Annotated in this window: 22 protein-coding genes; 14 read left to right on the forward strand and 8 right to left on the reverse strand. The window is 57.6% G+C overall.

What is annotated here, in order from left to right; translation table 11 throughout:
- Window positions 1-113 precede the first annotated feature (113 nt).
- From bglX to BM373_RS01810, 6 genes are all read left to right on the forward strand, one after another.
- Window positions 114-2,411 carry a beta-glucosidase BglX gene (bglX, locus tag BM373_RS01785; protein ID WP_090458760.1) on the forward strand — a complete coding sequence of 766 codons (2,298 nt, stop codon included), beginning with the start codon at window positions 114-116 and terminating at the stop codon, window positions 2,409-2,411.
- Between the two features lie 170 nt (window positions 2,412-2,581).
- The gene (locus BM373_RS01790) at window positions 2,582-3,826 is read left to right on the forward strand and encodes an MFS transporter (RefSeq protein ID WP_090458763.1); all 1,245 of its coding nucleotides are present in this window, start codon (window positions 2,582-2,584) and stop codon (window positions 3,824-3,826) included.
- A 64-nt stretch (window positions 3,827-3,890) separates the two neighbouring features.
- On the forward strand, window positions 3,891-4,808 hold the full coding sequence (locus BM373_RS01795) for a glycine betaine ABC transporter substrate-binding protein OsmF (RefSeq protein ID WP_090458765.1): 918 nt from the start codon (window positions 3,891-3,893) through the stop codon (window positions 4,806-4,808).
- Between the two features lie 12 nt (window positions 4,809-4,820).
- The gene (locus BM373_RS01800; RefSeq protein WP_090458767.1) at window positions 4,821-5,975 is read left to right on the forward strand and encodes an ABC transporter permease; all 1,155 of its coding nucleotides are present in this window, start codon (window positions 4,821-4,823) and stop codon (window positions 5,973-5,975) included.
- Window positions 5,972-6,919 (forward strand): ABC transporter ATP-binding protein, encoded by a 948-nt coding sequence (locus BM373_RS01805; protein ID WP_090458770.1) that lies wholly within the window; start codon window positions 5,972-5,974, stop codon window positions 6,917-6,919. Before BM373_RS01800 ends, BM373_RS01805 begins: the two co-directional genes overlap by 4 nt.
- Window positions 6,903-7,634: an ABC transporter permease gene (locus tag BM373_RS01810; protein ID WP_090458773.1), complete on the forward strand. Its 732-nt coding sequence runs from the start codon at window positions 6,903-6,905 to the stop codon at window positions 7,632-7,634. Before BM373_RS01805 ends, BM373_RS01810 begins: the two co-directional genes overlap by 17 nt.
- On the opposite strand, the gene BM373_RS01815 is transcribed toward BM373_RS01810, so the two are convergent.
- The gene (locus tag BM373_RS01815; RefSeq protein ID WP_090458776.1) at window positions 7,618-7,722 is read right to left on the reverse strand and encodes a protein YohO; all 105 of its coding nucleotides are present in this window, start codon (window positions 7,720-7,722) and stop codon (window positions 7,618-7,620) included. The genes BM373_RS01810 and BM373_RS01815 overlap by 17 nt on opposite strands.
- Before the next feature lie 60 nt (window positions 7,723-7,782).
- Window positions 7,783-8,514 carry a MerR family transcriptional regulator gene (locus BM373_RS01820; protein WP_090458779.1) on the reverse strand — a complete coding sequence of 244 codons (732 nt, stop codon included), beginning with the start codon at window positions 8,512-8,514 and terminating at the stop codon, window positions 7,783-7,785.
- Window positions 8,515-8,737: 223 nt separating this feature from the next.
- On the opposite strand from BM373_RS01820, the gene BM373_RS01825 reads away from it, so the two are divergent.
- From BM373_RS01825 to BM373_RS01835, 3 genes are read left to right on the forward strand one after another with little or no spacing between them, the layout of a single operon-like run.
- Window positions 8,738-10,426 carry a sensor histidine kinase gene (locus BM373_RS01825; protein WP_090458782.1) on the forward strand — a complete coding sequence of 563 codons (1,689 nt, stop codon included), beginning with the start codon at window positions 8,738-8,740 and terminating at the stop codon, window positions 10,424-10,426.
- Window positions 10,420-11,139, forward strand: a complete 720-nt coding sequence (gene btsR, locus BM373_RS01830) for a two-component system response regulator BtsR (RefSeq protein ID WP_090458785.1) — start codon at window positions 10,420-10,422, stop codon at window positions 11,137-11,139. Before BM373_RS01825 ends, btsR begins: the two co-directional genes overlap by 7 nt.
- 54 nt (window positions 11,140-11,193) lie before the next feature.
- Window positions 11,194-11,670 carry a YehS family protein gene (locus tag BM373_RS01835; RefSeq protein WP_090459954.1) on the forward strand — a complete coding sequence of 159 codons (477 nt, stop codon included), beginning with the start codon at window positions 11,194-11,196 and terminating at the stop codon, window positions 11,668-11,670.
- 42 nt (window positions 11,671-11,712) lie between these two features.
- Here BM373_RS01835 and BM373_RS01840 read toward each other — a convergent pair whose 3' ends face one another.
- Window positions 11,713-12,171, reverse strand: coding sequence for a YehR family lipoprotein (locus BM373_RS01840; protein WP_090458787.1), 459 nt, complete (start codon window positions 12,169-12,171; stop codon window positions 11,713-11,715).
- A gap of 82 nt (window positions 12,172-12,253) precedes the next feature.
- Window positions 12,254-14,287 carry a methionine--tRNA ligase gene (metG, locus tag BM373_RS01845; protein ID WP_090459956.1) on the reverse strand — a complete coding sequence of 678 codons (2,034 nt, stop codon included), beginning with the start codon at window positions 14,285-14,287 and terminating at the stop codon, window positions 12,254-12,256.
- Between the two features lie 132 nt (window positions 14,288-14,419).
- Between metG and apbC the strand changes: the two genes are divergently transcribed.
- Window positions 14,420-15,529, forward strand: a complete 1,110-nt coding sequence (apbC, locus tag BM373_RS01850) for an iron-sulfur cluster carrier protein ApbC (RefSeq protein WP_090458789.1) — start codon at window positions 14,420-14,422, stop codon at window positions 15,527-15,529.
- A gap of 106 nt (window positions 15,530-15,635) precedes the next feature.
- Here apbC and BM373_RS01855 read toward each other — a convergent pair whose 3' ends face one another.
- Entirely contained in the window at window positions 15,636-18,068 is a 2,433-nt protein-coding gene (locus BM373_RS01855) for a formate C-acetyltransferase/glycerol dehydratase family glycyl radical enzyme (protein WP_090458792.1), read from the reverse strand.
- Window positions 18,069-18,072: 4 nt separating this feature from the next.
- Window positions 18,073-18,972 carry a glycyl-radical enzyme activating protein gene (locus BM373_RS01860; RefSeq protein WP_090458795.1) on the reverse strand — a complete coding sequence of 300 codons (900 nt, stop codon included), beginning with the start codon at window positions 18,970-18,972 and terminating at the stop codon, window positions 18,073-18,075.
- Window positions 18,973-19,106: 134 nt separating this feature from the next.
- Between BM373_RS01860 and fsa the strand changes: the two genes are divergently transcribed.
- Entirely contained in the window at window positions 19,107-19,769 is a 663-nt protein-coding gene (gene fsa, locus BM373_RS01865) for a fructose-6-phosphate aldolase (RefSeq protein ID WP_090458798.1), read from the forward strand.
- A 94-nt stretch (window positions 19,770-19,863) separates the two neighbouring features.
- On the opposite strand, the gene moeB is transcribed toward fsa, so the two are convergent.
- Both moeB and moeA read right to left on the reverse strand, forming a co-directional pair.
- Window positions 19,864-20,619: a molybdopterin-synthase adenylyltransferase MoeB gene (gene moeB, locus BM373_RS01870; RefSeq protein ID WP_090458800.1), complete on the reverse strand. Its 756-nt coding sequence runs from the start codon at window positions 20,617-20,619 to the stop codon at window positions 19,864-19,866.
- A complete protein-coding gene (moeA, locus tag BM373_RS01875; RefSeq protein ID WP_090458802.1) occupies window positions 20,619-21,854 on the reverse strand; it encodes a molybdopterin molybdotransferase MoeA in 1,236 nt (411 codons plus the stop codon). Before moeA ends, moeB begins: the two co-directional genes overlap by 1 nt.
- A gap of 207 nt (window positions 21,855-22,061) precedes the next feature.
- Between moeA and iaaA the strand changes: the two genes are divergently transcribed.
- Genes iaaA through gsiB form a run of 3 tightly spaced genes read left to right on the forward strand, consistent with a single transcriptional unit; the run spans window position 22,062 to window position 26,467 of the window.
- Entirely contained in the window at window positions 22,062-23,003 is a 942-nt protein-coding gene (gene iaaA, locus BM373_RS01880) for a beta-aspartyl-peptidase (RefSeq protein ID WP_090459959.1), read from the forward strand.
- A 10-nt stretch (window positions 23,004-23,013) separates the two neighbouring features.
- The gene (gene gsiA, locus BM373_RS01885; RefSeq protein WP_177220100.1) at window positions 23,014-24,885 is read left to right on the forward strand and encodes a glutathione ABC transporter ATP-binding protein GsiA; all 1,872 of its coding nucleotides are present in this window, start codon (window positions 23,014-23,016) and stop codon (window positions 24,883-24,885) included.
- A gap of 43 nt (window positions 24,886-24,928) precedes the next feature.
- A complete protein-coding gene (gene gsiB / locus BM373_RS01890) occupies window positions 24,929-26,467 on the forward strand; it encodes a glutathione ABC transporter substrate-binding protein GsiB (RefSeq protein ID WP_090458804.1) in 1,539 nt (512 codons plus the stop codon).
- Window positions 26,468-26,638: the final 171 nt, after the last annotated feature.

The following is a 26,638-nucleotide window of genomic DNA, read 5'->3' on the forward strand; positions in this document are numbered from 1 at the left end:
AATCATCAGAAAAATAAGAGAATAACCCTGCAACAGCGACTACGATTATGGCACACTGCGGTTTTCGCCCTTCTTCCCGCTGATTCGGCTGTAAAAACGAGAGAGTGAACGACATGAAATGGCTATGTTCTGTAGGTGTCGCTGTGAGTCTGGCGCTGCAACCCGCGCTGGCAGACGATATGTCCGGCAACCATCCCCTGACCCCCGAAGCGCGTGACGCGTTTGTCACCCAACTGCTGCAAAAAATGACCACCGATGAAAAAATCGGTCAGCTGCGTCTTATCAGCGTCGGGCCGGATAACCCAAAAGAAGCCATCCGCGACATGATCAAAACCAGCCAGGTCGGGGCGATTTTCAATACCGTGACCCGTCAGGATATCCGGGCGATGCAGGATCAGGCGATGCAGCTCAGCCGCCTGAAAATCCCGCTGTTTTTTGCCTATGACGTGGTGCACGGCCAGCGCACCGTGTTTCCGATTAGCTTAGGGCTGGCGTCGTCGTTTAACCTCGACGCGGTAAAAACCGTCGGGCGGGTGTCGGCTTATGAAGCCGCCGACGACGGGCTGAACATGACCTGGGCTCCGATGGTTGACGTCTCCCGCGATCCGCGCTGGGGCCGCGCCTCGGAAGGGTTTGGCGAAGATACCTATTTAACCGCCATCATGGGTAAAACCATGGTGGAATCAATGCAGGGCAAAAGCCCGGCGGATCGTTACTCGGTGATGACCAGCGTGAAACACTTCGCCGCCTATGGCGCAGTGGAAGGCGGGAAAGAGTACAACACCGTCGATATGAGTTCCCAGCGTCTGTTTAACGATTACATGCCGCCATACAAAATGGCGCTGGACGCGGGCAGCGGCGGGGTGATGATGGCGCTCAACTCGCTGAACGGCACGCCTGCGGCCTCCGATGCCTGGCTGCTTAAAGATCTGCTGCGCGGCGACTGGGGCTTTAAGGGCATTACCATTTCCGATCATGGTGCCATCAAAGAACTGATCAAACACGGCACCGCTGCCGATCCTGAAGACGCCGTGCGCGTGGCGATCAAAGCGGGCGTGGATATGAGCATGGCCGATGAGTATTACAGCAAATACCTGCCGGATCTGGTGAAAAGCGGCAAAGTCACCATGGCTGAACTCGACGACGCCACCCGCCACGTACTGAACGTGAAGTACGACATGGGGCTGTTTAACGATCCGTACAGTCACCTCGGCGCGAAAGAAACCGATCCGCAGGACACCAACGCTGAAAGCCGTCTGCATCGCAAAGAAGCGCGTGAAGTGGCGCGGGAAAGCCTGGTACTGCTGAAAAACCGCCTCGACACGCTGCCGCTGAAAAAATCCGCCACCATCGCCGTGGTTGGACCGCTGGCTGACAGCAAGCGCGACGTGATGGGAAGCTGGTCGGCGGCAGGCGTGGCTGATCAGTCTGTTACCGTGTTGACCGGCATTAAAAACGCCGTTGGCAACCAGGGCAAAGTGATTGTCGCGAAAGGGGCCAACGTCACCGACGATAAAGATATCGTGGCGTTTTTAAACCAGTATGAACCGGCCGTACAGGTCGATGAGCGCACGCCGCAGGCAATGATTGATGAAGCGGTGCAGGCTGCGAATCAGTCAGACGTGGTCGTGGCGGTGGTTGGCGAGGCGCAGGGTATGGCGCACGAAGCCTCCAGCCGTACCGATCTGACCATTCCGCAAAGTCAGCGCAACCTGATCGCCGCCCTCAAAGCCACCGGAAAACCGCTGGTGCTGGTGCTGATGAACGGCCGTCCGCTGGCGCTGGTGAAAGAAGATCAGCAGGCAGACGCGATCCTTGAAACCTGGTTTGCCGGTACTGAAGGCGGCAACGCAATTGCCGACGTGCTGTTTGGCGATTACAACCCGTCGGGCAAACTGCCGATGTCCTTCCCGCGCTCTGTGGGTCAAATCCCGGTTTACTACAGCCATCTGAACACTGGCCGCCCGTATAACGCCGATAAGCCGAACAAATACACCTCGCGCTATTTCGATGAAGCGAACGGCCCGCTCTATCCGTTTGGTTATGGCCTGAGCTACACCACGTTCAGCGTTTCGGACGTGAAACTCTCCGCGCCGACCATGCAGCGTGACGGCACGGTGACGGCGAGCGTGGATGTAACCAACACCGGTAAGCGCGAAGGCGCAACGGTAATGCAAATGTACGTGCAGGATGTGACCGCCTCCATGAGCCGTCCGGTGAAGCAACTGAAGGGCTTTGAGAAAGTTACCCTGAAACCGGGCGAAACCCGTACCGTCAGCTTCCCGATTGACGTTGAAGCCCTGAAATTCTGGAACCAGCGCATGAAATATGACGCGGAACCGGGCAAATTTAACGTCTTTATCGGCACCGACTCCGCCCGCGTGAAAAAAGGCGAGTTTGAATTGCTGTAACTGTTTTCCTCGCTTCCCAACGCCACCATCCGGTGGCGTTTTTTTTTGCTTTTCCGGGCGTTAAACGCTGAAAGCGGATCACAAAATCACCCGCCTGAACATCGCATAATAACGATCTCTGCCCCGGCTAACCGTTGGGGTTTCTTTTTGATGAGGGATCGCAACAGGATATGACGGAACAGAGCGTATTTATTCAGCAGGGGATCTGGGCGCGCCTCGGTTTACCGCGCGAGCTGAGCTGGGGATTTATCGGCGTTTTTCTTTTTATCACCGGAGCCACCATCGAGCAGAGCTGGCTGGCGTCGATGCTGCAATCCCGCGGCTTTGCGGAAGTGGAAATCAGCCTGATGCTGTCGGTTTTTGGCCTCTGTGTGGCGGCGGTGTCGTGGTTTTCCGGCATTGGCGCGGGAGTGCTTGGCCTGCGTCGGCTGATGTGGATCGCCACACTGTGTTATTTCGCCGGATCGGTGCCGTTTATTTTTGTGGCCCTGCCGATGAATAATTATCCGATGATGATCGTGAGCTACGCCCTGCGCGGCGTGGCCTATCCGCTTTTTGCCTACTCGTTTCTGGTGTGGATCAACCAGCGCTGCGAAGCGCGTATTCTGGGCCGCGCGGTATCGTGGTTCTGGATCGCCTTTGGCGTCGGCATGACCATCGTGGGCCCGTGGTTCTCCGGCTGGATGCTGTCTCGCGTCGGTGAAAGCAACACCTTATTGAGCGGCTTTCTCTTCGTGGCGCTGGGCGCATTTTGCGCGCTGATCCTGAATCGTGACGAACCCGTCTGGGCGCGTAACCAGAAGATTAGCCAGGCGATGGGTGAGGGGATCATGGTGCTGGTGCGCGAACCCAAAATGCGCCTCGCGGTGGTGGTAAAAACCATTAACGACATCGGCAAGTTTTCACTGGTGATCCTGATGCCGGTCTATCTGCCGCGATTTGGTTTCAGCATTGCTGAGTGGCTCACCATCTGGGGACTGGTGAACGTGGTGAATATTTTCGCCAACTATCTGTTTGGCTGGCTGGGTGACAAAATCGGCTGGCGCATGACGGTGGTGTGGTTTTCCGGCACCCTGTGCGGGCTGGCGTCGCTCGCGGTGTGCTATGCGCCGGTGATGTTTGGCCACAGTCCCACGGCGCTGTTTATCGCCCTGACGCTTTATGCCGTAGGCCTTGGCGCATTCGGGCCGCTGAGTGCGCTGATCCCCTCGCTGCTGCCGGAAAACAAAGGCGCAGCGATTTCCTGCCTTAACCTCGGGTCAGGATTAAGTAACTTTGCCGGGCCGTTTATCGTCACCCTGTGCGTCGCCCCGTTAGGCGTGGAGGGGACGCTGTGGGTGATTGCACTGCTTTATTTTGCCGCCAGCCTGCTGACGGTGCCGCTAAAACTTCCCGATAGCGCCACAAAAGAGTGATATATCGTCTACGCTTTTGTCTCAAGCTGCTGAAAAAGAGCAGCAAAATAATGAGGAAAGCGCAATGACAATCACGAAGGGGATGTTGGGCTCGCTGGCGCTGATGGCGGCGGTGAGCCTGCCTGTACTGGCGGCTGAGCCGATTAAAGTCGGCTCAAAAATTGATACCGAAGGCGCGCTGCTGGGCAATATTATTTTGCAGGTGCTTGAGAGCCACGGCGTCAAAACGGTCAATAAAGTGCAGCTTGGCGCAACGCCTGTCGTGCGCGGGGCGATCACCTCCGGCGAGCTGGATATCTACCCGGAATACACCGGCAACGGGGCATTTTTCTTTAAACAGGAAAACGATCCGGCGTGGAAAAACGCGCAGCAGGGCTATGAGAAAGTCAAAAAGCTCGATGCCGAACAGAACAAACTGGTGTGGCTGACGCCTGCGCCTGCCAACAATACCTGGACCATTGCCGTGCGTCAGGACGTGGCGCAAAAGGGCAAGCTGACCTCGCTTGACGATCTCAGCCGTTACCTGAAAGAGGGCGGCACCTTCAAACTCGCCGCCTCCGCGGAATTCATTGAGCGCACCGATGCGCTGCCCGCGTTTGAAAAAGCCTACGGCTTCAAACTTGAGCAAAACCAGTTGCTGTCGCTGGCAGGGGGCGATACCGCCGTCACCATTAAAGCGGCTGCCCAGCAAACGTCCGGCGTGAATGCGGCGATGGCCTACGGTACCGATGGCCCGGTCGCGGCGCTCGGCCTGCAAACCCTGACCGATCCGAAAGGCGTACAGCCGATTTATGCGCCGACGCCGGTTGTGCGCGAGGCGGTGCTGAAAGCCTACCCGGAACTGGATAACTGGTTAAAACCTGTCTTTGCGAGCCTGGATGAAAAAACGCTGCAACAGCTTAATGCGAGCATTGCAGTAGAGGGTCTGGATGCGAAAAAAGTCGCGGCGGATTACCTGAAGCAGAAAGGACTGGTGAAGTAACAGGACTGGAACGTGTCAATTCGTTGTCATAACCGCGTGTTGCTGCTGCTGGTGCTGATCGGCCTGGCAGCGGCCATGCTTCCGTTTGTGAATTACGCCCCTAACCGGCTGGTGTCGGGCGAAAGCCGTGCGCTCTGGCAGATCTGGCCGCAAACAGCCGCGCTGTGGTTGTCCGTTCCGCTGGCGCTGGTGGTGCTGAGTTTTATCCCTAAACGCGGAGCGCTGATCGTCACGCTGCTGCTGGCGGAGCTGCTTTTCGCCGTGCTGCACTGGGCGGCGGGACAGGCGGCGACCGATCTGGCCCAGGGCGGCAGCACCGTAGCGCGCACCTCAATGGGCAGCGGGCTGTGGCTGTGGATGGCGCTCGCGCTGCTGGCTGCCAGCGATGCGATTCGCCGTCTGACGGTGAATCCGGTCTGGCGCTGGTTGCTGCATGCGCAAATCTGGCTGCTGCCGGTGCTGATCCTCCAGTCGGGCCAGCTTGACCATCTCTCCCTGCTCAAAGAGTACGCCAACCGTAAGGATGTGTTTAACGATGCGCTCGCCCAGCATCTGACGCTGCTTTTTGCCACGCTGGTTCCGGCGCTGCTGATTGGCGTGCTGCTGGGGCTGTGGTGCTATCGCCATCCGACGCGGCAAAGCCCGGTGTTTGCGGTGCTGAACGTGATTCAGACCGTGCCGTCTGTGGCGCTGTTTGGGCTTTTAATCGCCCCCCTGGCCGGACTGGTACAGGAGTTTCCATGGCTGCGGTCGCTCGGCATCGCCGGGACGGGTATCACGCCCGCGCTTATCGCCCTTATTTTGTATGCGCTTCTGCCACTGGTGCGGGGCGTTGTGGCGGGGCTGAATCAGGTTCCGCACGAGGTCTTAGAGAGCGCGGCGGGGCAGGGGATGAGCGCCCGGCAGCGGTTTTTGCAGGTGCGACTGCCGCTGGCATTGCCCCTGCTGTTACGCAGCCTGCGCGTGGTGACGGTGCAGACCGTCGGCATGGCGGTGATCGCCGCCCTGATCGGCGCAGGCGGTTTTGGTGCGCTGGTGTTCCAGGGACTGCTCAGCAGCGCGCTGGATTTGGTGCTTTTAGGGGTGATCCCGGTGATCGCTCTGGCGGTGATCGTCGATGCGCTGTTCGGCCTATGGATAGCGCTGCTTAAGGTAAAAGAGGCATGATTGAATTCAGACAGGTCAGCAAAACGTTTAACGGGCAGAGGGCGGTCAGCGATCTCAATCTGCACTTTAAAACCGGCGCATTTTCGGTGCTGATCGGCACCTCCGGGTCGGGCAAATCCACCACGCTTAAGATGATCAACCGGCTGGTGGAGCACGATGAAGGCACCATTTTATTTGCCGGGGAGGAGATCCGCTCGTTCCCGGTGCTGACGCTGCGGCGGCGCATGGGGTATGCGATCCAGTCAATTGGCCTCTTTCCGCACTGGACGGTCGCGCAAAATATCGCCACCGTACCGCAATTGCAGAAGTGGCCGCGCGCGCGAATTAACGCCCGTGTCGATGAGCTGATGGCGCTGCTTGGGCTGGACACCGCGCTGCGCGGGCGTTATCCCCATGAGCTTTCCGGCGGGCAGCAGCAGCGCGTCGGCGTGGCGCGCGCCTTAGCCGCCGACCCGGAAGTGCTGTTGATGGATGAACCCTTCGGCGCGCTGGACCCGGTAACGCGCGGCGCGCTGCAACAGGAGATGCGCCGCATTCATCAGCTTTTAGGGCGCACCATTGTGCTGGTGACGCACGATATCGACGAAGCCTTACAGCTTGCCGACCATCTGGTATTAATGGACGGCGGCCAGGTCGTGCAGCAGGGCACGCCGCTGGAGATGCTGACTCACCCGGCAAATGATTTTGCCCGCGAGTTTTTTGGCCGCAGCGAACTGGGCGTGCGTCTGCTCTCTTTGCGCAGTGTGAGCGATTACGTTCGCCGGGGCGAACAGGCGGCAGGCGAGCCGCTGGCAGAAACCCTGTCGCTGCGCGATGCGCTGTCGGCGTTTGTTGCCCAGGGGCGCGACGTGCTCCCGGTGACGGACAGTCAGGGTGCAGCGCTTGGCAGCCTGCATTTTCAGGATCTGCTCAGCGCGGAGGTAACGCATGAAAATCGTCCGTGATCCGCTGCTCTGGCTGATTGCGCTGTTTATCGCGCTGCTGCTCCTGCTGCCGCACAGCACGGCGCTGTTCAGCGCGCTGTTTCCTGAGCTTCCACGCCCGGTCTACCAGCAGGAATCGTTTGTCATGCTGACGCTGGCGCATATGTGGCTGGTCGGCATATCGAGCGTGATTGCGATAGTGCTGGGCGTGGGGGCAGGCATTGCCGTCACCCGTCCGGCGGGATTTGAATTTCGCTCGCTGGTGGAAACCATCGCCGCTGTCGGTCAGACCTTTCCGCCCGTGGCGGTGCTGGCGATTGCGGTGCCGGTCATGGGCTTTGGCCGGGAACCGGCGATTATTGCGCTGACGCTCTACGGCGTGCTGCCGATTTTACAGGGAACCCTGGCGGGTCTGACCGCCGTGCCTGCGGGTGTGCAAAGTGTGGCGATGGGGATGGGAATGAGTGCCTGGCAGCGTCTGCTGAAGGTGGAATTACCGCTGGCCGCGCCGGTGATCCTCGCGGGGGTGCGCACCTCGGTGATCATCAACATCGGCACGGCGGCCATTGCCTCGACCGTGGGCGCAAATACGCTCGGCTCGCCGATTATTATCGGGCTCTCCGGGTTTAATACCGCGTATGTGATTCAGGGGGCTGTGCTGGTGGCGCTGGCGGCGATTATCGTCGATCGCGGCTTTGAACGTCTGACAGAGGTGCTGACTAAGCACGCACAATAAAGGAATAACCCGCCAGCATTACGCCGCCGATGCCGCCAACGGCCATAAGGAAAAACAGGGTGATGACAGCGATTTTGGTTGCGTTCATGGTGTGCTCCTGGTTGATTGCCGCATGAGTATACCGTGAAGCCGGACTGTTAATAAAACATTAAATACCCAGCGCGTGCACATGGTGTCCGGCTTCGCGCCACGCGGCCAGTTGCTGTATCTGGATCATCGAAGGACATTCTCCGCACCACAACAGCACCGTTTGTCCGACAAACAACTCCGGGCGGAAATGCGTCAGCGAATGCGCCAGCACGTCCACGCGCCATTCATGCTGACTGGCGATCCAGCCCTCTATCCACAAGCGTGTGGTGTCATGAATATTCCAGCCAACCACCAGCGCATCGTTACCGGCACGTTTTCGCGCCGAGGTCAGGCAGCCGGAAATATAGTTAATCAGCACGCCATCCAGCAGACTGAGCATCGCCACCAGCGCAGGTTCGGGGCTGCGTAAACGCAGGCGGAGCGGGATCAGAAGCTGAGTGGCAAGGGTGCGGGCAGGGTATTCGCGGCCATGCTCTTTCAGCCATCCCCGCAGGCGGTTGATATTGCCCTCCTGCAACAGACGCAGCACGAACTCCTGCTGCTCGCGCCAGTTGCTCAGGCTTTCCGGCGTACCGCTACAAAGCAGGGTTTTGACTTTGCTGACCTGCACGCCTGTGTCGATCCAGCGCTGAATTTCACGGATACGATCGATGTCGGCTTCGTTAAACAAACGGTGACCACCATCGGTGCGCTGGGGTTTGAGCAATCCATACCGACGCTGCCAGGCCCGTAATGTAACGGGATTGATATCGCATAACTGAGCCACTTCACCGATGGTGTAAAGCGCCATGATGTCACCCTTGCTGTAAGACCCCAGCATAACTGTAGACCCAGTTTCGTGCCCCCGTGAAATGTGGCGGTTTTTCGCACAAAAAGTGCACGAAAAGGTGACAAAGCGCAGGGATATTGTGACGATGTGCACGTTTTTTGATTTTTTCAGAAGGCTTCACAGAAAGTTCAGCACACACCCTGTATGTTACGCGCTTTGGCGTTATCGGTAAGCGGTATTGAGTATGTACGAGTTTAATCTGGTGTTGCTGCTGCTACAGCAGATGTGCGTTTTTCTGGTCATTGCATGGTTAATGAGTAAAACCCGCCTGTTTATCCCGCTGATGCAGGTTACCGTCCGGCTCCCGCATAAACTCCTGTGCTACGTCACCTTCTCTATTTTTTGCATCCTGGGTACTTACTTCGGCCTGCACATTGAGGATTCCATCGCCAACACCCGCGCGATTGGCGCAGTGATGGGCGGTCTGCTGGGTGGCCCGGTGGTGGGCGGGCTGGTCGGACTGACCGGCGGGTTACACCGCTACTCGATGGGCGGTATGACGGCGCTCAGTTGCATGGTCTCCACCATTGTTGAAGGGCTGCTCGGCGGCCTGGTGCACAGCTTTCTTATTAAGCGCGGGCGCACCGATAAAGTCTTCAATCCGCTGACGGCGGGGGCGATCACCTTTGTGGCAGAACTGGTGCAGATGCTGATCATCCTGCTGATTGCCCGGCCTTTTGAAGATGCGTTGCATCTGGTTAACAGCATTGCCGCCCCGATGATGGTCACCAACACCGTGGGTGCGGCGCTGTTTATGCTGATTTTGCTCGACAAGCGCGCGATGTTTGAAAAATACACCTCCGCGTTCTCGGCAACCGCGCTGAAAGTCGCCGCCTCGACCGAGGGCATTCTGCGGCAGGGGTTTAACGAAGAGAACAGCATGAAAGTCGCTCAGGTGCTGTTCCGCGAACTGGATATTGGTGCGGTGGCGATCACCGATCGGGAAAAGCTGCTGGCGTTTAAAGGCATCGGTGACGATCACCATCAACCGGGGCGGCCCATTTCTTCCGCCTGGACGTTAAAAGCGCTGGAGACGGGCGAAGTGGTGTATGCCGACGGCAACGAAGTGCCATACCGCTGCTCGCTGCACCCGAACTGCAAACTGGGGTCAACGCTTGTGATCCCGCTGCGCGGTGAGAATCAGCGGGTGGTGGGCACGATCAAACTCTATGAGGCGAAAAACCGCCTGTTCAGTTCAATCAACCGCACGCTGGGGGAGGGGATCGCCCAGTTGCTGTCGGCGCAAATTCTCGCCGGGCAGTTCGACCGGCAAAAAGCGCTGCTCACCCAGTCGGAAATTAAACTGCTTCACGCGCAGGTGAACCCGCATTTCCTGTTTAACGCGCTCAATACGCTGAAAGCGGTGATCCGCCGCGACAGCGATCAGGCCGCGCAACTGGTGCAGTTTTTATCGACCTTTTTCCGTAAAAATCTCAAGCGCCCGTCGGAAGTGGTAACGCTCGCCGATGAGATCGAACATGTGAACGCCTACCTGCAAATCGAAAAGGCGCGCTTTCAGTCGCGATTACAGGTGACGCTGTTTGTGCCGGATGAGCTGGCAAATCAGCATCTGCCCGCTTTTACCCTGCAACCAATCGTCGAGAACGCCATCAAGCACGGCACTTCGCAGCTACTCGGCACCGGCGAAATCAGCATTACCGCCAGCCGTTTACAGCAGCATCTGGTGCTGGCTATTGAAGATAACGCCGGTCTGTATTCACCCGGCGCTGAAGCGGGCGGGCTGGGGATGAGCCTGGTCGATAAACGGCTGCGCGCCCGGTTTGGTGACGACTGCGGGATCACCGTGAACTGCGAGGCTGACAAATTTACCCGTATTACCCTACGACTGCCGCTGGAGGAGAGCCCATGTTAAAAGTGCTGATTGTGGATGATGAGCCGTTAGCGCGGGAAAACCTGCGCGTGCTGTTAAACGAGCACAGCGACATCGACATCGTCGGCGAATGTGCTCATGCCATCGAAGCGATCGGGGCGGTGCACAAGCTGCGCCCGGACGTGCTGTTTCTCGATATCCAGATGCCGCGCATCAGCGGGCTGGAGATGGTCGGGATGCTCGATCCTGAGCATCGCCCCTATATCGTCTTCCTCACCGCTTTTGATGAATACGCGGTAAAAGCCTTCGAAGAGCACGCGTTTGATTATCTGCTCAAGCCGATTGAAGAGAAGCGGCTGGATAAAACCCTCGCGCGTCTGCGTGTTGACCGCAACGTGCAGGACACCTCGGTGCTGCCGGAAAATCAGGAGGCGCTGAAGTTTATTCCCTGTTCCGGTCACAGCCGTATTTATCTGCTGCAAATGGCGGAAGTCGCCTATGTCAGTAGCCGGATGAGCGGGGTGTATGTCACCAGTCAGGACGGCAAAGAGGGGTTTACGGAACTTACGCTGCGCACGCTGGAAAACCGCACGCCGCTGATGCGCTGCCACCGGCAATATCTGGTGAACATGGCGCACTTAAAAGAGATCCGCTTTGAGGATAACGGGCAGGCGGAATTGCTGTTACGTGACGGTCATACCGTGCCGGTCAGCCGTCGTTATCTGAAGAATCTAAAAGAAGCGCTGGGTCTGTAAAACAGCGGGATCGTGGTAAACTGCGTTTTTGTATTTTTCTTCACCGAAGGCATTATGATCAGTAACGATATTTTACGAAGCGTCCGCTACATCTCTAAATTCAACAATCAAGATCTGCTGCGTATCTTCGCACTGGGTGAAGCGGACGTAACCGCGGAACAACTGGTGCCGTGGTTGCATAAAGAAGATGAAGAGGGCTTTGTGCGCTGCCCGGATATTCTTCTGGCCTGCTTCCTGAATGGTCTGATTTATGAAAAACGCGGCCGGGACGAATCAGCCCCTGCGCTGGCGGTGGAGCGTCGTGTTAATAACAATATCGTGCTGAAGAAACTGCGCATTGCTTATAACCTGAAGACCGACGATATTCTGGCGATCCTTACTCAGCAGCAATTCCGCGTGTCGATGCCGGAAATCACGGCGATGATGCGCGCCGCCGATCATAAAAACTTCCGTGAGTGTGGGGATCAGTTCCTGCGTTATTTCCTGCGCGGGCTGGCGGTGCGTGTACACGCGGAGAAACCGTCAGCGTAATCATGAAGGCCCGGCAACTGGCGCTGCCGGGCTTTAAGAGAGTTACTTAACTTCTTTAAATCCACGTGATTTCAGCAGCGCTTCCGATTTGGACATGCTGATGCCTTCTTTCACGTCACCGGTAAATTCCGCGCCCTGAATTTTTTGCAGCGCGTCGCGGTCAACCACGGAATAATCCACTTTCAGTGTTTCAGTCGCGTAGGTATCGCTGTAGTCCAGGCTCTCTTCCACGCCTTTAATCGATTTGTATTTTTCGCTGATTGGCCCCAGACGCTGCATTGCTTCTTCTTTATTCGCAACGCCCAGACCGGCGTAGTGCAGGGTATTTTTTGCTGTCTGACGCAGCACGACGTCATTTTTGTAGTAGTAAGTGAGGGAGAGATCGGTTTTGCCATCAGACCATTCGAAAGTCTTACTCTCTTCTTTATCGCCACAGGCGCTGACAGCAATGACCAGCACAGAGGCAAAAAGAATGGCGGCATATTTTTTTATGATATTCATACTGTTCCTTAAAATGTAACGGTGTCCTCCTGAAGAATAGTGCAATAAAAAAGGGCGCTGTCAAAACAGCGCCCTTTTCGGATTATTTAACCTGCTGGCCCGGTTTGGCTCCTTCGTCCGGGCTTAACAGGAAGATATCGCTCCCGCCAGGTCCTGCGGCCATCACCATGCCTTCGGAAATACCAAAACGCATTTTGCGCGGGGCCAGGTTTGCGACCATCACCGTCAGGCGACCAATCAGCACCTGCGGGTCCGGGTAGGCGGAACGGATACCGGAGAAGACGTTGCGCTTCTCACCGCCCAGATCCAACGACAGGCGCAGCAGCTTGTCAGAACCCTCAACGAATTCGGCGTTTTCAATCAGCGCCACGCGCAGATCGACTTTGGCGAAATCATCAAAGGTAATGGTTTCTGCAATCGGATCGTCTGCCAGCGGGCCAGTTACCGGCGCGGCGGCGGCCTTCACTTCTTCTTTCGAGGCGTCGACCAGCGCTTCAACCTGTTTCATTTCGATACGGTTGTAGAGCGCTTTGAAGGTGTTGACCTTGTGGCCGAGCAGCGGCTGCTGGATGGCGTCCCAGGTGAACGTGGTGTTCAGGAACGCTTCGGCGCGCTCACTCAACTCCGGCAGCACCGGTTTCAGCCAGGTCATCAGCACGCGGAACAGGTTCAGACCCATGGTGCAGATGGCCTGCAGATCGGCGTCACGGCCTTCCAGTTTCGCCACCACCCACGGGGCCTGCTCGTCAACGTAGCGGTTTGCCACGTCAGCCAGCGCCATGATTTCACGTACCGCTTTACCGAACTCGCGGCTTTCCCACGCTTCGCCAATGCTGGCTGCGGCATCGGTGAAGGTCTTGTAAAGCTCAGGATCGGCAAGCTCAGACGCCAGCACGCCATCAAAACGTTTGGCGATAAAGCCCGCATTGCGTGACGCCAGGTTAACCACTTTGTTAACGATGTCGGCGTTCACGCGCTGCACGAAATCTTCCAGGTTCAGGTCGATATCGTCGATGCGCGAGGAGAGCTTGGCGGTGTAGTAGTAGCGCAGGCTGTCAGCGTCGAAGTGGTTCAGCCAGGTGCTGGCTTTAATGAAGGTGCCGCGCGATTTGGACATCTTCGCGCCGTTCACCGTCACGTAACCGTGTACGAACAGATTGGTTGGCTTACGGAAGTTGCTGCCTTCGAGCATCGCAGGCCAGAACAGGCTGTGGAAGTAGACGATGTCCTTACCGATAAAGTGATAAAGCTCGGCGGTGGAGTCTTTCTTCCAGTATTCGTCAAAGCTTGTGGTGTCGTTGCGCTTGTCGCACAGGTTCTTGAAAGAGCCCATATAGCCGATTGGCGCATCCAGCCAGACGTAGAAATATTTGCCCGGCGCGTTCGGAATTTCAAAGCCGAAGTAAGGCGCATCGCGGGAGATATCCCACTGTTGCAGGCCGGATTCAAACCATTCCTGCATTTTGTTCGCCACCTGCTCCTGCAACGCACCGCTGCGGGTCCAGGCCTGCAGCATTTCGCTGAAAGAGGGCAGGTCGAAGAAGAAATGTTCAGAATCGCGCATTTCAGGCGTTGCGCCGGACACCACGGATTTCGGCTCGATAAGCTCAGTCGGGCTGTAGGTTGCGCCGCAGACTTCGCAGTTATCGCCATACTGATCCGGGGATTTACATTTCGGGCAGGTGCCTTTCACAAAACGATCCGGCAGGAACATGCCTTTTTCCGGGTCGAAAAGCTGAGAAATGGTGCGATTCTTAATAAAACCGTTCTCTTTCAGGCGGCCATAAATCAGTTCTGACAGCTCACGGTTCTCGTCGCTGTGCGTCGAGTGGTAGTTGTCATAGCTAATGTTAAAGCCTGCGAAATCGGTCTGATGCTCCTTGCTCATCTCACCAATCATCTGCTCCGGGGTGATCCCAAGCTGCTGGGCTTTCAGCATGATCGGGGTGCCGTGAGCGTCGTCAGCGCAGATGAAATTGACTTCATGGCCGCGCATTCGCTGGTAACGGACCCAGACATCAGCCTGGATGTGCTCCAGCATATGGCCGAGGTGGATGGAGCCGTTGGCGTACGGCAGTGCGCACGTTACCAGAATTTTCTTCGCGACTTGAGTCATAGTGGGCATTACTTCTTCTGTAAAAAAAGGGGTTTTGATATTACCAAAACGGTCATTATTAAGTAAGCACAAACCTTTTTCTTTCAGGTAAACTTGCTACACGAGCAAACCTACAAGAACAAAGGAGTCGGGATGACCTCGCAATCCCACGCCAAATCACCGGAAGCCTTGCGCGCACTGGTTGTCGGCACGCTGGCAAACTTTCAGCACCCCACACTTGCGCATAATCTCACCGCCCTGAAAGCCGTGCACCACGTTGCGTGGCTGGATGACACCGTGCATATCGAACTGCTGATGCCGTTCGCCTGGCGCAGTGCGTTTGAAGAGCTGAAAGAGCAAAGCAGCGCTGAGCTGTTGCGTCTGACCGGTGCCAAAGCCATTGACTGGAAGCTGTCGCATAACATCGCCACGTTAAAACGTGTGAAAAATCAGGCCGGTATTAACGGCGTAAAAAATATTATTGCTGTCAGCTCCGGCAAGGGCGGGGTGGGTAAATCCTCCACTGCCGTTAACCTTGCGCTGGCGCTGGCGGCAGAAGGGGCGAAAGTCGGTATTCTGGATGCTGACATTTATGGTCCGTCGGTCCCGATGATGCTCGGCACCGAAGGCGAGCGCCCGACCTCACCGGATGGCACCCACATGGCACCGATTATGGTGCATGGGCTTGCGACCAACTCGATTGGTTATCTGGTGACGGACGAAAATGCCATGGTGTGGCGCGGGCCGATGGCCAGCAAAGCGCTGCTGCAATTGTTGCAGGAATCTCTGTGGCCGGATCTGGATTATCTGGTGCTGGATATGCCGCCGGGCACCGGTGATATTCAACTGACGCTGGCGCAAAACATCCCGGTAACGGGTGCGCTGGTGGTCACCACGCCGCAGGACATTGCGCTGATCGACGCCAAAAAAGGCATTGTGATGTTCGAGAAGGTCGAGGTGCCGGTACTGGGTATCGTTGAAAACATGAGCATGCACATTTGCAGCAACTGTGGTCATCATGAGCCGATTTTCGGCACCGGTGGCGCGCAGAAGCTGGCAGAGCAGTACCACACGGAACTGTTAGGCCAGATGCCGCTGCACATCAGCCTGCGTGAAGATCTGGATAACGGTACGCCGACGGTGATTCACCGCCCGGACAGCGAGTTTACTACGCTGTACCGCAAGCTGGCTGGCCGCGTTGCCGCGCAGTTGTACTGGCAGGGTGATGTGATCCCATCGGAGATTGCGTTCAGAGCGGTGTGAAATTGCCCCTCACCCCGGCCCTCTCCCTCAGGGAGAGGGTGAAAGGCGAGTCCGTGCACTGACTGTCCCCTCTCCCTGAGGGAGAGGGTTAGGGTGAGGGTCAACCTTACAGCGTATGCTCAGTACGGGCGATAATATCGTCCTGCGCATCCGGCGACAGCGCCGTAAAGAACGCCGAATACCCCGCCACACGCACCACTAAATCACGATACTGATCCGGGTGTTTCTTCGCTTCCAGCAGCGTTTCACGCGACACGATGTTGTACTGAATATGCCAGCCTTTATGCACTTCAAAGAAGGTGCGCAGCAGCATCATCAGCTTCTGGCGGTCAGAATCATTTTCCAGCGTTGCCGGGTTCAGCTTCTGATTAAGCAGCACGCCGCCAAGAATCGAATCCGTTGGCAGTTTACCCACCGAACCCATTACCGCTGTCGGCCCCAGATGATCCGTACCGGATGACGGGCTTGCGCCTTCCGCCAGCGGGGTATAGGCCTTACGTCCGTCTGGCGTTGCCATCGTTGCTGCGCCAAACGGCACGTTAGCGGAGATGGACGAGGTGCCTGCGTAGTAGTTACCACCCACCGGACCGCGACCGTAGCGCGGGTTGTGGTACTGCTTCAGCTCTTCAATATAAGTCTGGTACGCACGGGCCAGCAGCAGATCGACGCTGTCATCGTCGTTGCCGTATTTCGGCGCGCTGTTGATCAGGCGCTGACGCAGTTGTTCATGCGTCAGGCCCTCATAATCTTCCGCCAGCGCTTTGGCCAGTTCCTGTTGCCCGATTACGCCCTGGTCAAATACCAGTTTTTTCACTGCCGCCAGGCTGTTGCCGAGGTTGGCGATGCCGACCTGCAAACCGGATACCCAGTCATACTTCGCGCCGCCCTGTTTGATGCTCTTTGCGCGCTCAATACAGTCGTCCACCAGCGCGGAGCAAAGAATATCGTGCACGTTCTCTTCCAGCATGGTGTCAACGACATATTCAATCTCAATGGATTTACGGGTGTAGTAGCGGATCTGGGTGTCCCAGGCGTCCATGACTTCGTCAAAGGCCGTGAAGTTGCCCTGTGACAGGGCTTTGGCCTGCGGCAGGAACACTTCGCCGCTGGTGGCGTCGCGACCGCCTTCGAGGGCTGCGAGCATCACGCGGGCAAAGTTGATGAAGCTCATGCCGGTGCAGCGGTAGCCCCATTTGCCGCCGACGGCGGTTTCGATGCAGCCAATCGCCGCGTAGTCATAGGCGTCAGACGGCTCGATACCCAGTTTGATAAATTCCGGGATCACGATTTCGTCGTTGTTAAAGGCCGGCATCCCGAAGCCGCAGCGGATCACCTGCACGCAGGCGTCGAGGAAGTCGTTGCTCATGCCCGCATGGTAACGCACGCTGAGGTTTGGCTGCGTGGAGCGCAGGCGACCGCAGGATTCGAGAATGGCATACGACAGCGGGTTTACTGCGTCGCGCGCCTGACCGTTGACCAGATTTTGCCCGCCGATGGTGACGTTCTGGTACAGCGGGCTACCGGCAGAGGCTTTGGAATGTGAGCCGGAGCGGATCTTGTTCACTTCCAGCAGCTTCAGCCAGCAGGAGTGCAGCATTTCAATGGCGTCTTCACGGGACAGGGTCTGATCCAGTTCCACGTCGCGGCGGTAGAACGGGTAGAGATACTGATCCATGCGGCCAAAGGAGACGGAGTGACCGTTAGATTCAATCTGCAAAATCAATTGAATGAAGTAGCACAGCTGCAACGCCTGCCAGTAGGTTTTCGGCGCGCTGTGGGCAATCACGTCGCAGTTTTCCGCCATCGCCAGCAGTTCATTGCGGCGGCTTTCACGGGATTCATCGCGCGCCATCTCACGCGCCAGGTTTGCGAAACGGGTAATGTGATCGCTGACGGCGGCCAGCACGATATCAATCGCTTTCAGGAACTGGTCCCCGTGCAGATCGTCAAGCACGGTCAGGTTGATGCGCGAGCGGCGTTCAGCCACTTTTGCCCGCAGGCCGTCAAGACCTGAATCCAGCAGCAGCGGGTAGTTCACCGCCAGATGCGCATCGCCGGAGGTCATGTTGCCTTCCGCTTTAATAATGCCGGTCGCCAGCAGCGCTTTTTGCTCATCGGTAAACATCCCGTAGCAGCGATCCTGCACCGTCTGGCCACGCCACCACGGGCAGACCGCGTGCAGCACCTGTTTATTTTCTTCACTGACGGCAAAACCCGCACCCGGACGGTCGGCCAGATCGTCGATCTCTTTTTCAATCCACGTGACGGTGTATTCCGGGAAAATCGGCGCGGCGCGCACTTCACTGGCCTGGTTGCCGATGATCAGCTCGTCGTGTTTGATCCAGATGGTACGGCTGGCGAGGTGATGGGCGAGGGCGATCGCGCGGCGGACCGGGATCGGCTTGTCCATATTCTGCTGGTAGGCTTCGGTGTAATGCAGCGCACGTTCGGTGCACACCGGCGGTTTCACGATGTTAATCAGCGCGGCTTTGTGCGCTTTGATGCGGTCGGTCAGGGTATCAAGACGTAATGTGGTCATAGGGTTATCCTCGTAACGTGGCGGTCAGACCGCTTTCGCGTGCATAGTCTTGTGCAAACGTCAGCAGATCCGTTGCGTCTAGCGGTTTGTCTGGCGCAGTGTAGGGCTGGCCGAGCAGGTGATACTTATTCATGCCCAGCGTGTGGTAAGGCAAAAAGTGAATGTCGCGGACGTTAAGCTCGTCAGCGGCAAAACGGGTAATGGCTTTGATGGACGCTTTATCCGCGTTAAAGCCAGGGATCAGCGGCACGCGGATGGTTATTTCCTTGCCCAAACGGGCGAGGCGCTTGAGGTTTTCCAGCACGCGCTTTGCCGAGCCGTCGGTCCAGTCTTTAAAGATTTTGTTGTCGACGTGCTTAAGATCGGCAAGAAAAAGGTCGACACAGGACAGTGAGGGTTCAACGTAGTGCCATGGTACGTGCAGGCAGGTTTCCACGGCGGTATGAATACCCGCCTCATGGCTGGCTTTAAACAGCGCGGCGGCCATTTCCGGGTGCATAAAGGGTTCGCCGCCGGAAAGGGTGATGCCGCCGCCGCTGCGATCGTAAAACGGCTTATCGCGCAGGACGGTCGCCATGATCTCCGCAACCTGTTTTGTTTCGCCGCAAACGCTCAGGGCCTGCGTCGGGCAGCAGTCTGTCAGCGCATCAAGGCATTTATCATCAAGACGCTCACGGTGAATGAGCAGACCATTCAGCGCCCGGCTTATCACCTCCGGCGCGGCCTGCTGGCATAATGTGCAGCCGTCCAGACACAAACGCGCGTCATACAACAGATCGCGCTTAAGCGAGCGGCTTTCCGGGTTCTGACACCAGCGACAGCCGAGTGAGCAGCCTTTCAGAAACACCACGGTACGGATACCGGGACCATCGTGGGTGGAATAGCGCTGAATGTTGAAAATCATAACCTGCCCCTTATCTTTCGTATGAAGATTAAAATACTTTCGAATGAAAGTTATTTTGATTCGGGTCAAGTAAAAGGCAGGTAATGTGAGGTAAATTTAAATCCATACTCACTGTCACATTTTAAGGAACACCCATGGAACTCTATCTGGATACGTCAGACGTCGCGGCAGTCAAAAAACTGGCGCGTATTTTCCCGCTCGCAGGCGTAACCACCAACCCGAGCATTGTTGCTGCCGGGAAAATCCCGCTGGAAGATCTGCTCCCCGCGTTGCAGGATGCACTGGGCGGCAAAGGGCGTCTGTTTGCCCAGGTGATGAGCACCACCGCAGAAGGGATGGTGATGGATGCGCGTAAACTTCGCAGCATTATTGCGGATATCGTGGTGAAGGTGCCGGTCAGCGCCGAAGGGCTGGCAGCGATTAAATTGCTGAAAGCCGAAGGTATTCCCACACTCGGCACCGCTGTGTATGGCGCAGGTCAGGGGTTGTTAAGCGCGCTGGCAGGCGCAGAATATGTTGCACCTTACGTTAACCGCGTGGATGCGCAGGGCGGGGACGGCATTCAGACAGTGTGCGATTTGCAGCAATTGTTAACGCTGCATGCGCCGGGGGCGAAAGTGCTGGCCGCGAGCTTTAAAACGCCGCGTCAGGCGCTGGACTGCCTGCTTGCGGGCTGTGAATCCATCACGCTGCCGCTGGATGTGGCTCAGCAATTTATCGCCGCTCCGGCTGTGGATGCAGCGATTGCGAAGTTTGAGCAGGACTGGCAGGGAGCGTTTGGTACGCTGGCGCTGTAGGTTTTACCCTCACCCTAACCCTCTCCCTGAGGGAGAGGGGATTAAGACCTCCCTCTCCCTCAGGGAGAGGGCCGGGGTGAGGGTGTTGTCACCGTCACCGCTCCCTGCATACCTCACACGCCGCATCGCGCATCAGCTTCATCTCCCTGAACTGGCAGGTCATCGCGTCGTACATCACGATTTTCCCGCTCGCGGGCGTGCCGTAGTGCGCCAGCAATTTAATCGCTTCCATCGCCTGTAGCGTGCCGATCACCCCGACCAGCGGGGCCATCACGCCGGCTTCCACACAGGTGAGGGCATTTTCCCCAAAAAGACGGCTCAGGCAGCGATAACACGGCTCGCCGGGCTGATACGTAAACACGCTGATCTGCCCCTCCATGCGGATCGCCGCCCCCGACACCAGCGGGATTTTAGCCAGATAACAGCCCGCGTTAAGCTGATTACGGATAGCCACGTTATCGGTGCAGTCGAGCACCAGATCGTGGGCGGCGATCTGCTGGTTCAGCGCTTCGCCTTCGAGTTGTGCATTCAGAGTGGTGAAAGTGACATGCGGATTAATACGCGCAAGCGCGGCGTGCGCCGATTCCACTTTCGGCTGCCCGAGGGTGGCATCGCTGTGCAGCGTCTGACGCTGAAGGTTGGAGAGCGACACGGTGTCAAAATCGAGTAGCGTCAGATGACCCACGCCCGCCGCCGCCAGATATTGTGCCGCCGCGCAGCCCAGTCCGCCGAGGCCGACGACCAGCACGCGGGCCGCTTTAAGCCGCTCCTGCCCGTCGAAATCAAATCCGCGCAGCACGATTTGCCGGTTATAGCGCATCATCTCCGCATCAGTTAATTCGACCGCCATCACAGCCCTCCAAACAGATGATTAAACGGCTCCACTTCGACCCATTCCCCGGCTTCCACCGTGCCGCGCTCGCGTTCAAGCACGATAAAACAGTTGCCCTGGCTGAATGAGCTAAAAATATGCGAGCCCTGATGCCCGGTGGTGCTGACGGTTAACTCGCCCTGGGCATCACGCGCGAGCAGGCCACGCTGGAAATCAAGCCGCCCCGGTGATTTTTTCAGGCGGGTGGCGGCACGCACGCGCAAACGTGTCGGCAGGGCGGGCGTGGTTTTACCGCTGAGTTTGGCCAGCAGCGGCACGACCAGTTGATAAAAGGTCACCGCCGCCGACACCGGGTTACCCGGCAGCCCGCAGAACCAGCTTTCTGACAGTTTGCCAAAGGCGAAAGGTTTGCCGGGCTTGATCGCCAGCTTCCAGAAGCCGATTTCGCCCAGTTCATCAAGAATAGTTTTAGTGTAATCCGCCTCGCCCACCGACACGCCACCGGAACTTATCACCACATCCGCCTCGCGATTCGCGCGGATAAACGCCTCGCGCAGCAGGTCGGGATTGTCCGGGATAATGCCGAGATTAATGACTTCACAGCCGAGCTGTTCCAGCATCACCTGCACCGCCAGCCGGTTGGTATCGTAAATTTGCCCCTCACTGAGCGGCTGACCGGGGAGTTGCAGTTCATCGCCGGTGGAAAACAGCGCCACGCGGATCTTACGCACCACATTGACTTCCGCGATGCCAAGCGACGCGATCACCGGAATTTCTGCCACCGTCAGCGTCTGGCCTGCGGCAAAAACGCTGGCCCCAAGACGAATATCTTCACCCAGACGGCGAATATTTTGCCCGGCGCGCACGGACTGAGTAAAGCGCACGCCCGTGTCGGTTTGCTCGGTCTCTTCCTGCATCACCACCGCGTCGCACCCGGCAGGCACTGGCGCACCGGTCATGATGCGCACGCAGGTATGCGCAGGCCATGCGTCGTTAAACGGCTGCCCGGCGAAGGCTTTTCCCGCCAACGGCAGCGGTTCACCTGAAGCCAGATCGGCCAGGCGCACGGCATAGCCGTCCATCGCAGAGTTATCAAAACCCGGCACGTTCATTGGCGAGACGATGTCGCCCGCCGTCACGCGCCCAAAACTTGCAGCCAGCGGCAGCGTTTCATGTTCATTCAGCGGCGTGATTTGCGCCAGCATCCGGTTAAGGGCGGTATCGAGAGGAATAAGGCCAGCGTTAAAATCCATGATTACACTCCTGCGCACTGCCTCCGGGGGAAGCATCGGAAACGGGCATTATGGCAGAAAAGCCCCGTGGAATGTATGACCCTTCAGGAGAGGTAAGTTATAAGGTTTCTTTACATCACTGATTCGTCTTTCTATATTCAAAATTCTTCTGATGTAGCGGCGTTGATAATGATATCTATAGAAAAAGCCGCTGAGTGAGCAATGAAAATGAACAAAGCTGTCATCGCGATACACGGCGGAGCGGGGGCGATTGCCCGCGCGAACTTAAGTCCTGAACAGGAAATGCGCTATATCGAGGCGCTGTCGTCGATCATTGAAGCAGGGCAGGCCATGCTTGAAGCGGGAGAAAGCGCGCTCGACGTGGTGACCGAAGCGGTGCGACAACTGGAAGAGTGCCCGCTGTTTAATGCCGGCATCGGCGCAGTTTTCACCCGCGACGGCACGCACGAACTGGACGCCTGCGTGATGGATGGCAACACATTACAGGCGGGCGCGGTGGCCGGCGTACGCCATCTGCGTAACCCGATCCTCGCCGCCCGGCTGGTAATGGCGCAAAGCCCGCACGTTTTGCTAATCGGCGAGGGAGCCGAGCAATTTGCCTTTGCGCACGGCATGGAAAAAGTCGCTCCGGATCTCTTCTCCACGCCCGAACGTTATGCGCAACTGATGCAGGCGCGGGAGGCGGGCGCAACCGTTCTGGATCACAGCGGCGCGCCGCTGGATGAAAGCAAAAAAATGGGTACCGTCGGTGCGGTGGCGCTGGATAAAGCCGGAAACCTGGCTGCCGCGACCTCCACCGGCGGCATGACGAACAAACTGCCGGGCCGGGTGGGTGACAGCCCGCTGGTCGGCGCGGGATGCTATGCCAATAACGCGAATGTGGCGGTTTCCTGCACCGGGACGGGGGAAGTCTTTATCCGCACCCTGGCGGCCTATGACATCGCCGCGCTGATGGAGTACGGAGGCTTAAGCCTCGCGGAAGCCTGCGAAGCAGTCGTAATGGACAAATTGCCCGCGCTGGGCGGTGAAGGCGGGCTGATCGCCGTGGATCGCGAAGGCAACGTATCGTTGCCGTTTAACAGCGAAGGCATGTATCGCGGCTATGGTTACGTTAATGATGCGCCCAGCGTCGGTATTTATCGTGAGTGAGGAGGAAGGGTTGTCGCAACCACACGAAACAGACACCAGCGAGGTGCTGCGGGTCAGTAACCTGAATATTGCCTTTCCGGGTGAGGAGCAGACCACGCAGGCGGTGCGCAACCTGTCATTTACCCTTGATCGTGGTGAAACGCTGGCGATCGTCGGTGAATCGGGCTCAGGAAAATCGGTCACCGCGCTGGCGTTAATGCGTCTGCTGGAGCGGACCGGCAGTCTGGTCAGCAGCGATGAACTGATCCTGCAACGGCGTAATCGCCAGTTTGTCGATCTCAATGCGTTGACCCCATCGCAGATGCGCAGCGTGCGCGGCGCGGACATGGCGATGATTTTCCAGGAGCCGATGACCTCGCTCAATCCGGTGTTTACCATCGGCGAGCAAATTGCGGAGTCGATCCGCCTGCATCAGAAACTGGGGCGTGAAGCCGCACTGGCGGAAGCCCGGCGAATGCTGGAGCAGGTACGCATCCCGGAAGCCGATGCCATTATGTCGCGCTTCCCGCACCAGCTTTCCGGCGGGATGCGCCAGCGGGTGATGATCGCCATGGCGCTGTCGTGCCGCCCGGCGGTGCTGATTGCCGATGAGCCCACTACTGCACTGGATGTGACAATCCAGGCGCAGATCCTGCAACTGATCCGCGTGCTGCAAAAAGAGATGGCGATGGGGGTGATTTTTATCACCCACGACATGGGCGTGGTGGCCGACATCGCCGACCGGGTGCTGGTGATGTATCAGGGCGAAGCGGTAGAAACCGGCCCGGTGGCGGAGATTTTTAGCGCGCCGCAACACCCTTATACCAAAGCGCTGCTGGCCGCCGTGCCACGGCTGGGTGCAATGAACGGCAGCGATCTGCCCCGCCGTTTTCCTCTGCCGACCTCCACCGATCCCGCGCGTTTTGAAGCGGAAGAGGAGCAGGATACGGTGGTTGACGGCGAGCCGGTGTTACAGGTGCGCGATCTGGTCACCCGTTTCCCGCTGCGAAGCGGAATTTTAAATCGCGTCACCCGCCAGGTGCATGCGGTGGAAGGGGTGAGTTTTGACCTGTGGCCGGGCGAAACCCTGTCGCTGGTAGGCGAATCCGGCTGCGGGAAATCGACCACCGGGCGCGCGCTGCTGCGTCTGGTCGCTACGCAGGGCGGCAGCATCACCTTTAACGGTAAGCGCATCGACCTGTTGCCCGACGGTCAGTTGCAGCCGCTGCGCCGTGATATTCAGTTTATTTTTCAGGACCCTTACGCCTCGCTCGATCCGCGTCAGACCGTCGGCTATTCGATTATGGAGCCGCTGCGGGTGCACGGCTTGCTGAACCTGGAAGAGTCCGAGCGGCGGGTGGCGTGGCTGCTTGAGCGCGTCGGCCTGAAGCCCGAACATGCCTGGCGCTACCCGCATGAGTTTTCCGGCGGTCAGCGCCAGCGGATCTGTATCGCCCGCGCGCTGGCGCTCAATCCCAAAGTGGTGATTGCCGATGAGTCGGTGTCGGCGCTTGACGTGTCGATCCGCGCGCAAATCATCAATCTGCTGCTCGATCTCCAGCGTGAAATGGGCATCAGCTATCTGTTTATTTCCCATGATATGGCGGTGGTGGAGCGCATCAGTCACCGCGTGGCGGTGATGTACATGGGGCAGATTGTCGAGATTGGCCCAAGACGCGCGGTATTCGAAAATCCGCAGCATCCTTACACGCGCAAACTGATGGCGGCGGTGCCGGTGGCCGATCCGGCGCATCGTCCGGCGCAGCGCGTGCTGCTGTCTGATGAGATGCCAAGCAATATTCGCAAACGCGGAGAAGCACCCGTCCGCGTCCAGTTACAGGAAGTGGGGCCGGGCCATCTGGCAGCACGCACGATGCCGGGCAGCACGCCTTCTTCATTCTAATAACACAACATTAACAACGGGCAGGGAGCCTCAGGAGAATCACATGAGACAATTTGTTGCGCGTAACTGGCTGGTGGCGTTTGGCGTGGCTTCAGCGCTGTCTGCCACGCCTGCGTTTGCTGCCAAAGACGTGGTGGTCGCCGTGGCGTCCAATTTCACGACCCTCGATCCGTACGATGCGAACGACACTCTGTCGCAGGCGGTGGCGAAATCCTTCTATCAGGGGCTGTTTGGCCTTGATAAAGACATGAAGCTGAAAAACGTGCTGGCAGAGAGTTACACCGTTTCCGACGACGGGCTGGTGTATACCCTCAAGCTGCGCACGGGCGTGAAGTTCCAGGATGGCACCGACTTTAACGCCGACGCGGTGAAGGCTAACCTCGATCGCGCCAGTAACAAAGAGAACGGCCTGAAGCGCTACAACCTGTATAAAAACATCGACAAGACCGAAGCGGTCGATCCGACCACGGTTAAAATTACCCTTAAACAGCCGTTCTCGGCGTTTATCAATATTCTGGCCCACACGGCGACGGCGATGATTTCACCGAAGGCGCTGGAGAAATACGGCAAAGAGATCGGTTTTCACCCGGTCGGCACCGGCCCGTATGAACTGGATACCTGGAATCAGACCGATTTTGTGAAGGTGAAAAAGTACGCCGGGTACTGGCAAAAAGGGCTGCCGAAGCTTGATACCATCACCTGGCGTCCGGTGGTCGATAACAACACCCGCGCGGCGATGCTGCAAACCGGCGAGGCGCAGTTTGCCTTCCCAATCCCTTACGAGCAGGCGGCGGTGCTTGAGAAGAACAACGCGCTGGAACTGGTCGCCAGCCCGTCGATCATGCAGCGTTACATCAGCATGAACGTCACGCAAAAACCGTTCGATAACCCGAAAGTGCGCGAGGCGATCAACTACGCCATTAATCGTCAGGCGCTGGTGAAAGTGGCCTTTGCCGGGTATGCGACCCCTGCGACCGGCGTGGTACCGCCCGCGCTTGCCAACGCGCAGCAATATCAGCCGTGGCCTTACGATCCGGCAAAAGCGCGCGAACTGCTAAAAGAAGCGGGCTTCCCGAACGGCTTTAGCACCACCTTGTGGTCATCACACAATCACAGCACCGCGCAGAAAGTGTTGCAGTTTACCCAGCAGCAACTGGCGCAGGTGGGTATTAAAGCGCAGGTCACGGCGATGGACGCCGGGCAGCGTGCCGCAGAAGTTGAAGGCAAAGGGCAAAAAGAGAGCGGTGTGAGAATGTTCTACACCGGCTGGTCCGCCTCGACGGGCGAAGCTGACTGGGCGCTGTCACCGCTGTTTGCCTCACAAAACTGGCCGCCAACGCTGTTTAACACCGCGTTTTACAGCAATCCGCAGGTGGATAAAGATCTGAGCGAGGCGCTGAAAACCACCGATGCTGACCAGAAAGCGAAGCTGTATAAATCCGCGCAGGATACGATCTGGAAAGAGGCCCCATGGGTGCCGCTGGTGGTGGAAAAACTGGTGTCGGCCCATAACAAGAAACTGACCGGGTTTTACATTATGCCGGATACGGGCTTTAGTTTTGATGACGCGGATTTGAAATAGCTGATGTGTTTACCCCTCACCCTAACCCTCTCCCCAAAGGAGAGGGGACCGATCGAGCGCGGACTCAGGTATTGGGCACGGCCCGCCTTTCCCCCTCTCCCTGAGGGAGAGGGCGGGGTGAGGGTTGGCGTTCTCCCTCTCCCTGAGGGAGAGGGCCGGGGTGAGGGTAAA

Origin of the sequence: Enterobacter sp. kpr-6, from assembly GCF_900116015.1 — a bacterium.
Taxonomy (GTDB): domain Bacteria; phylum Pseudomonadota; class Gammaproteobacteria; order Enterobacterales; family Enterobacteriaceae; genus Enterobacter_D.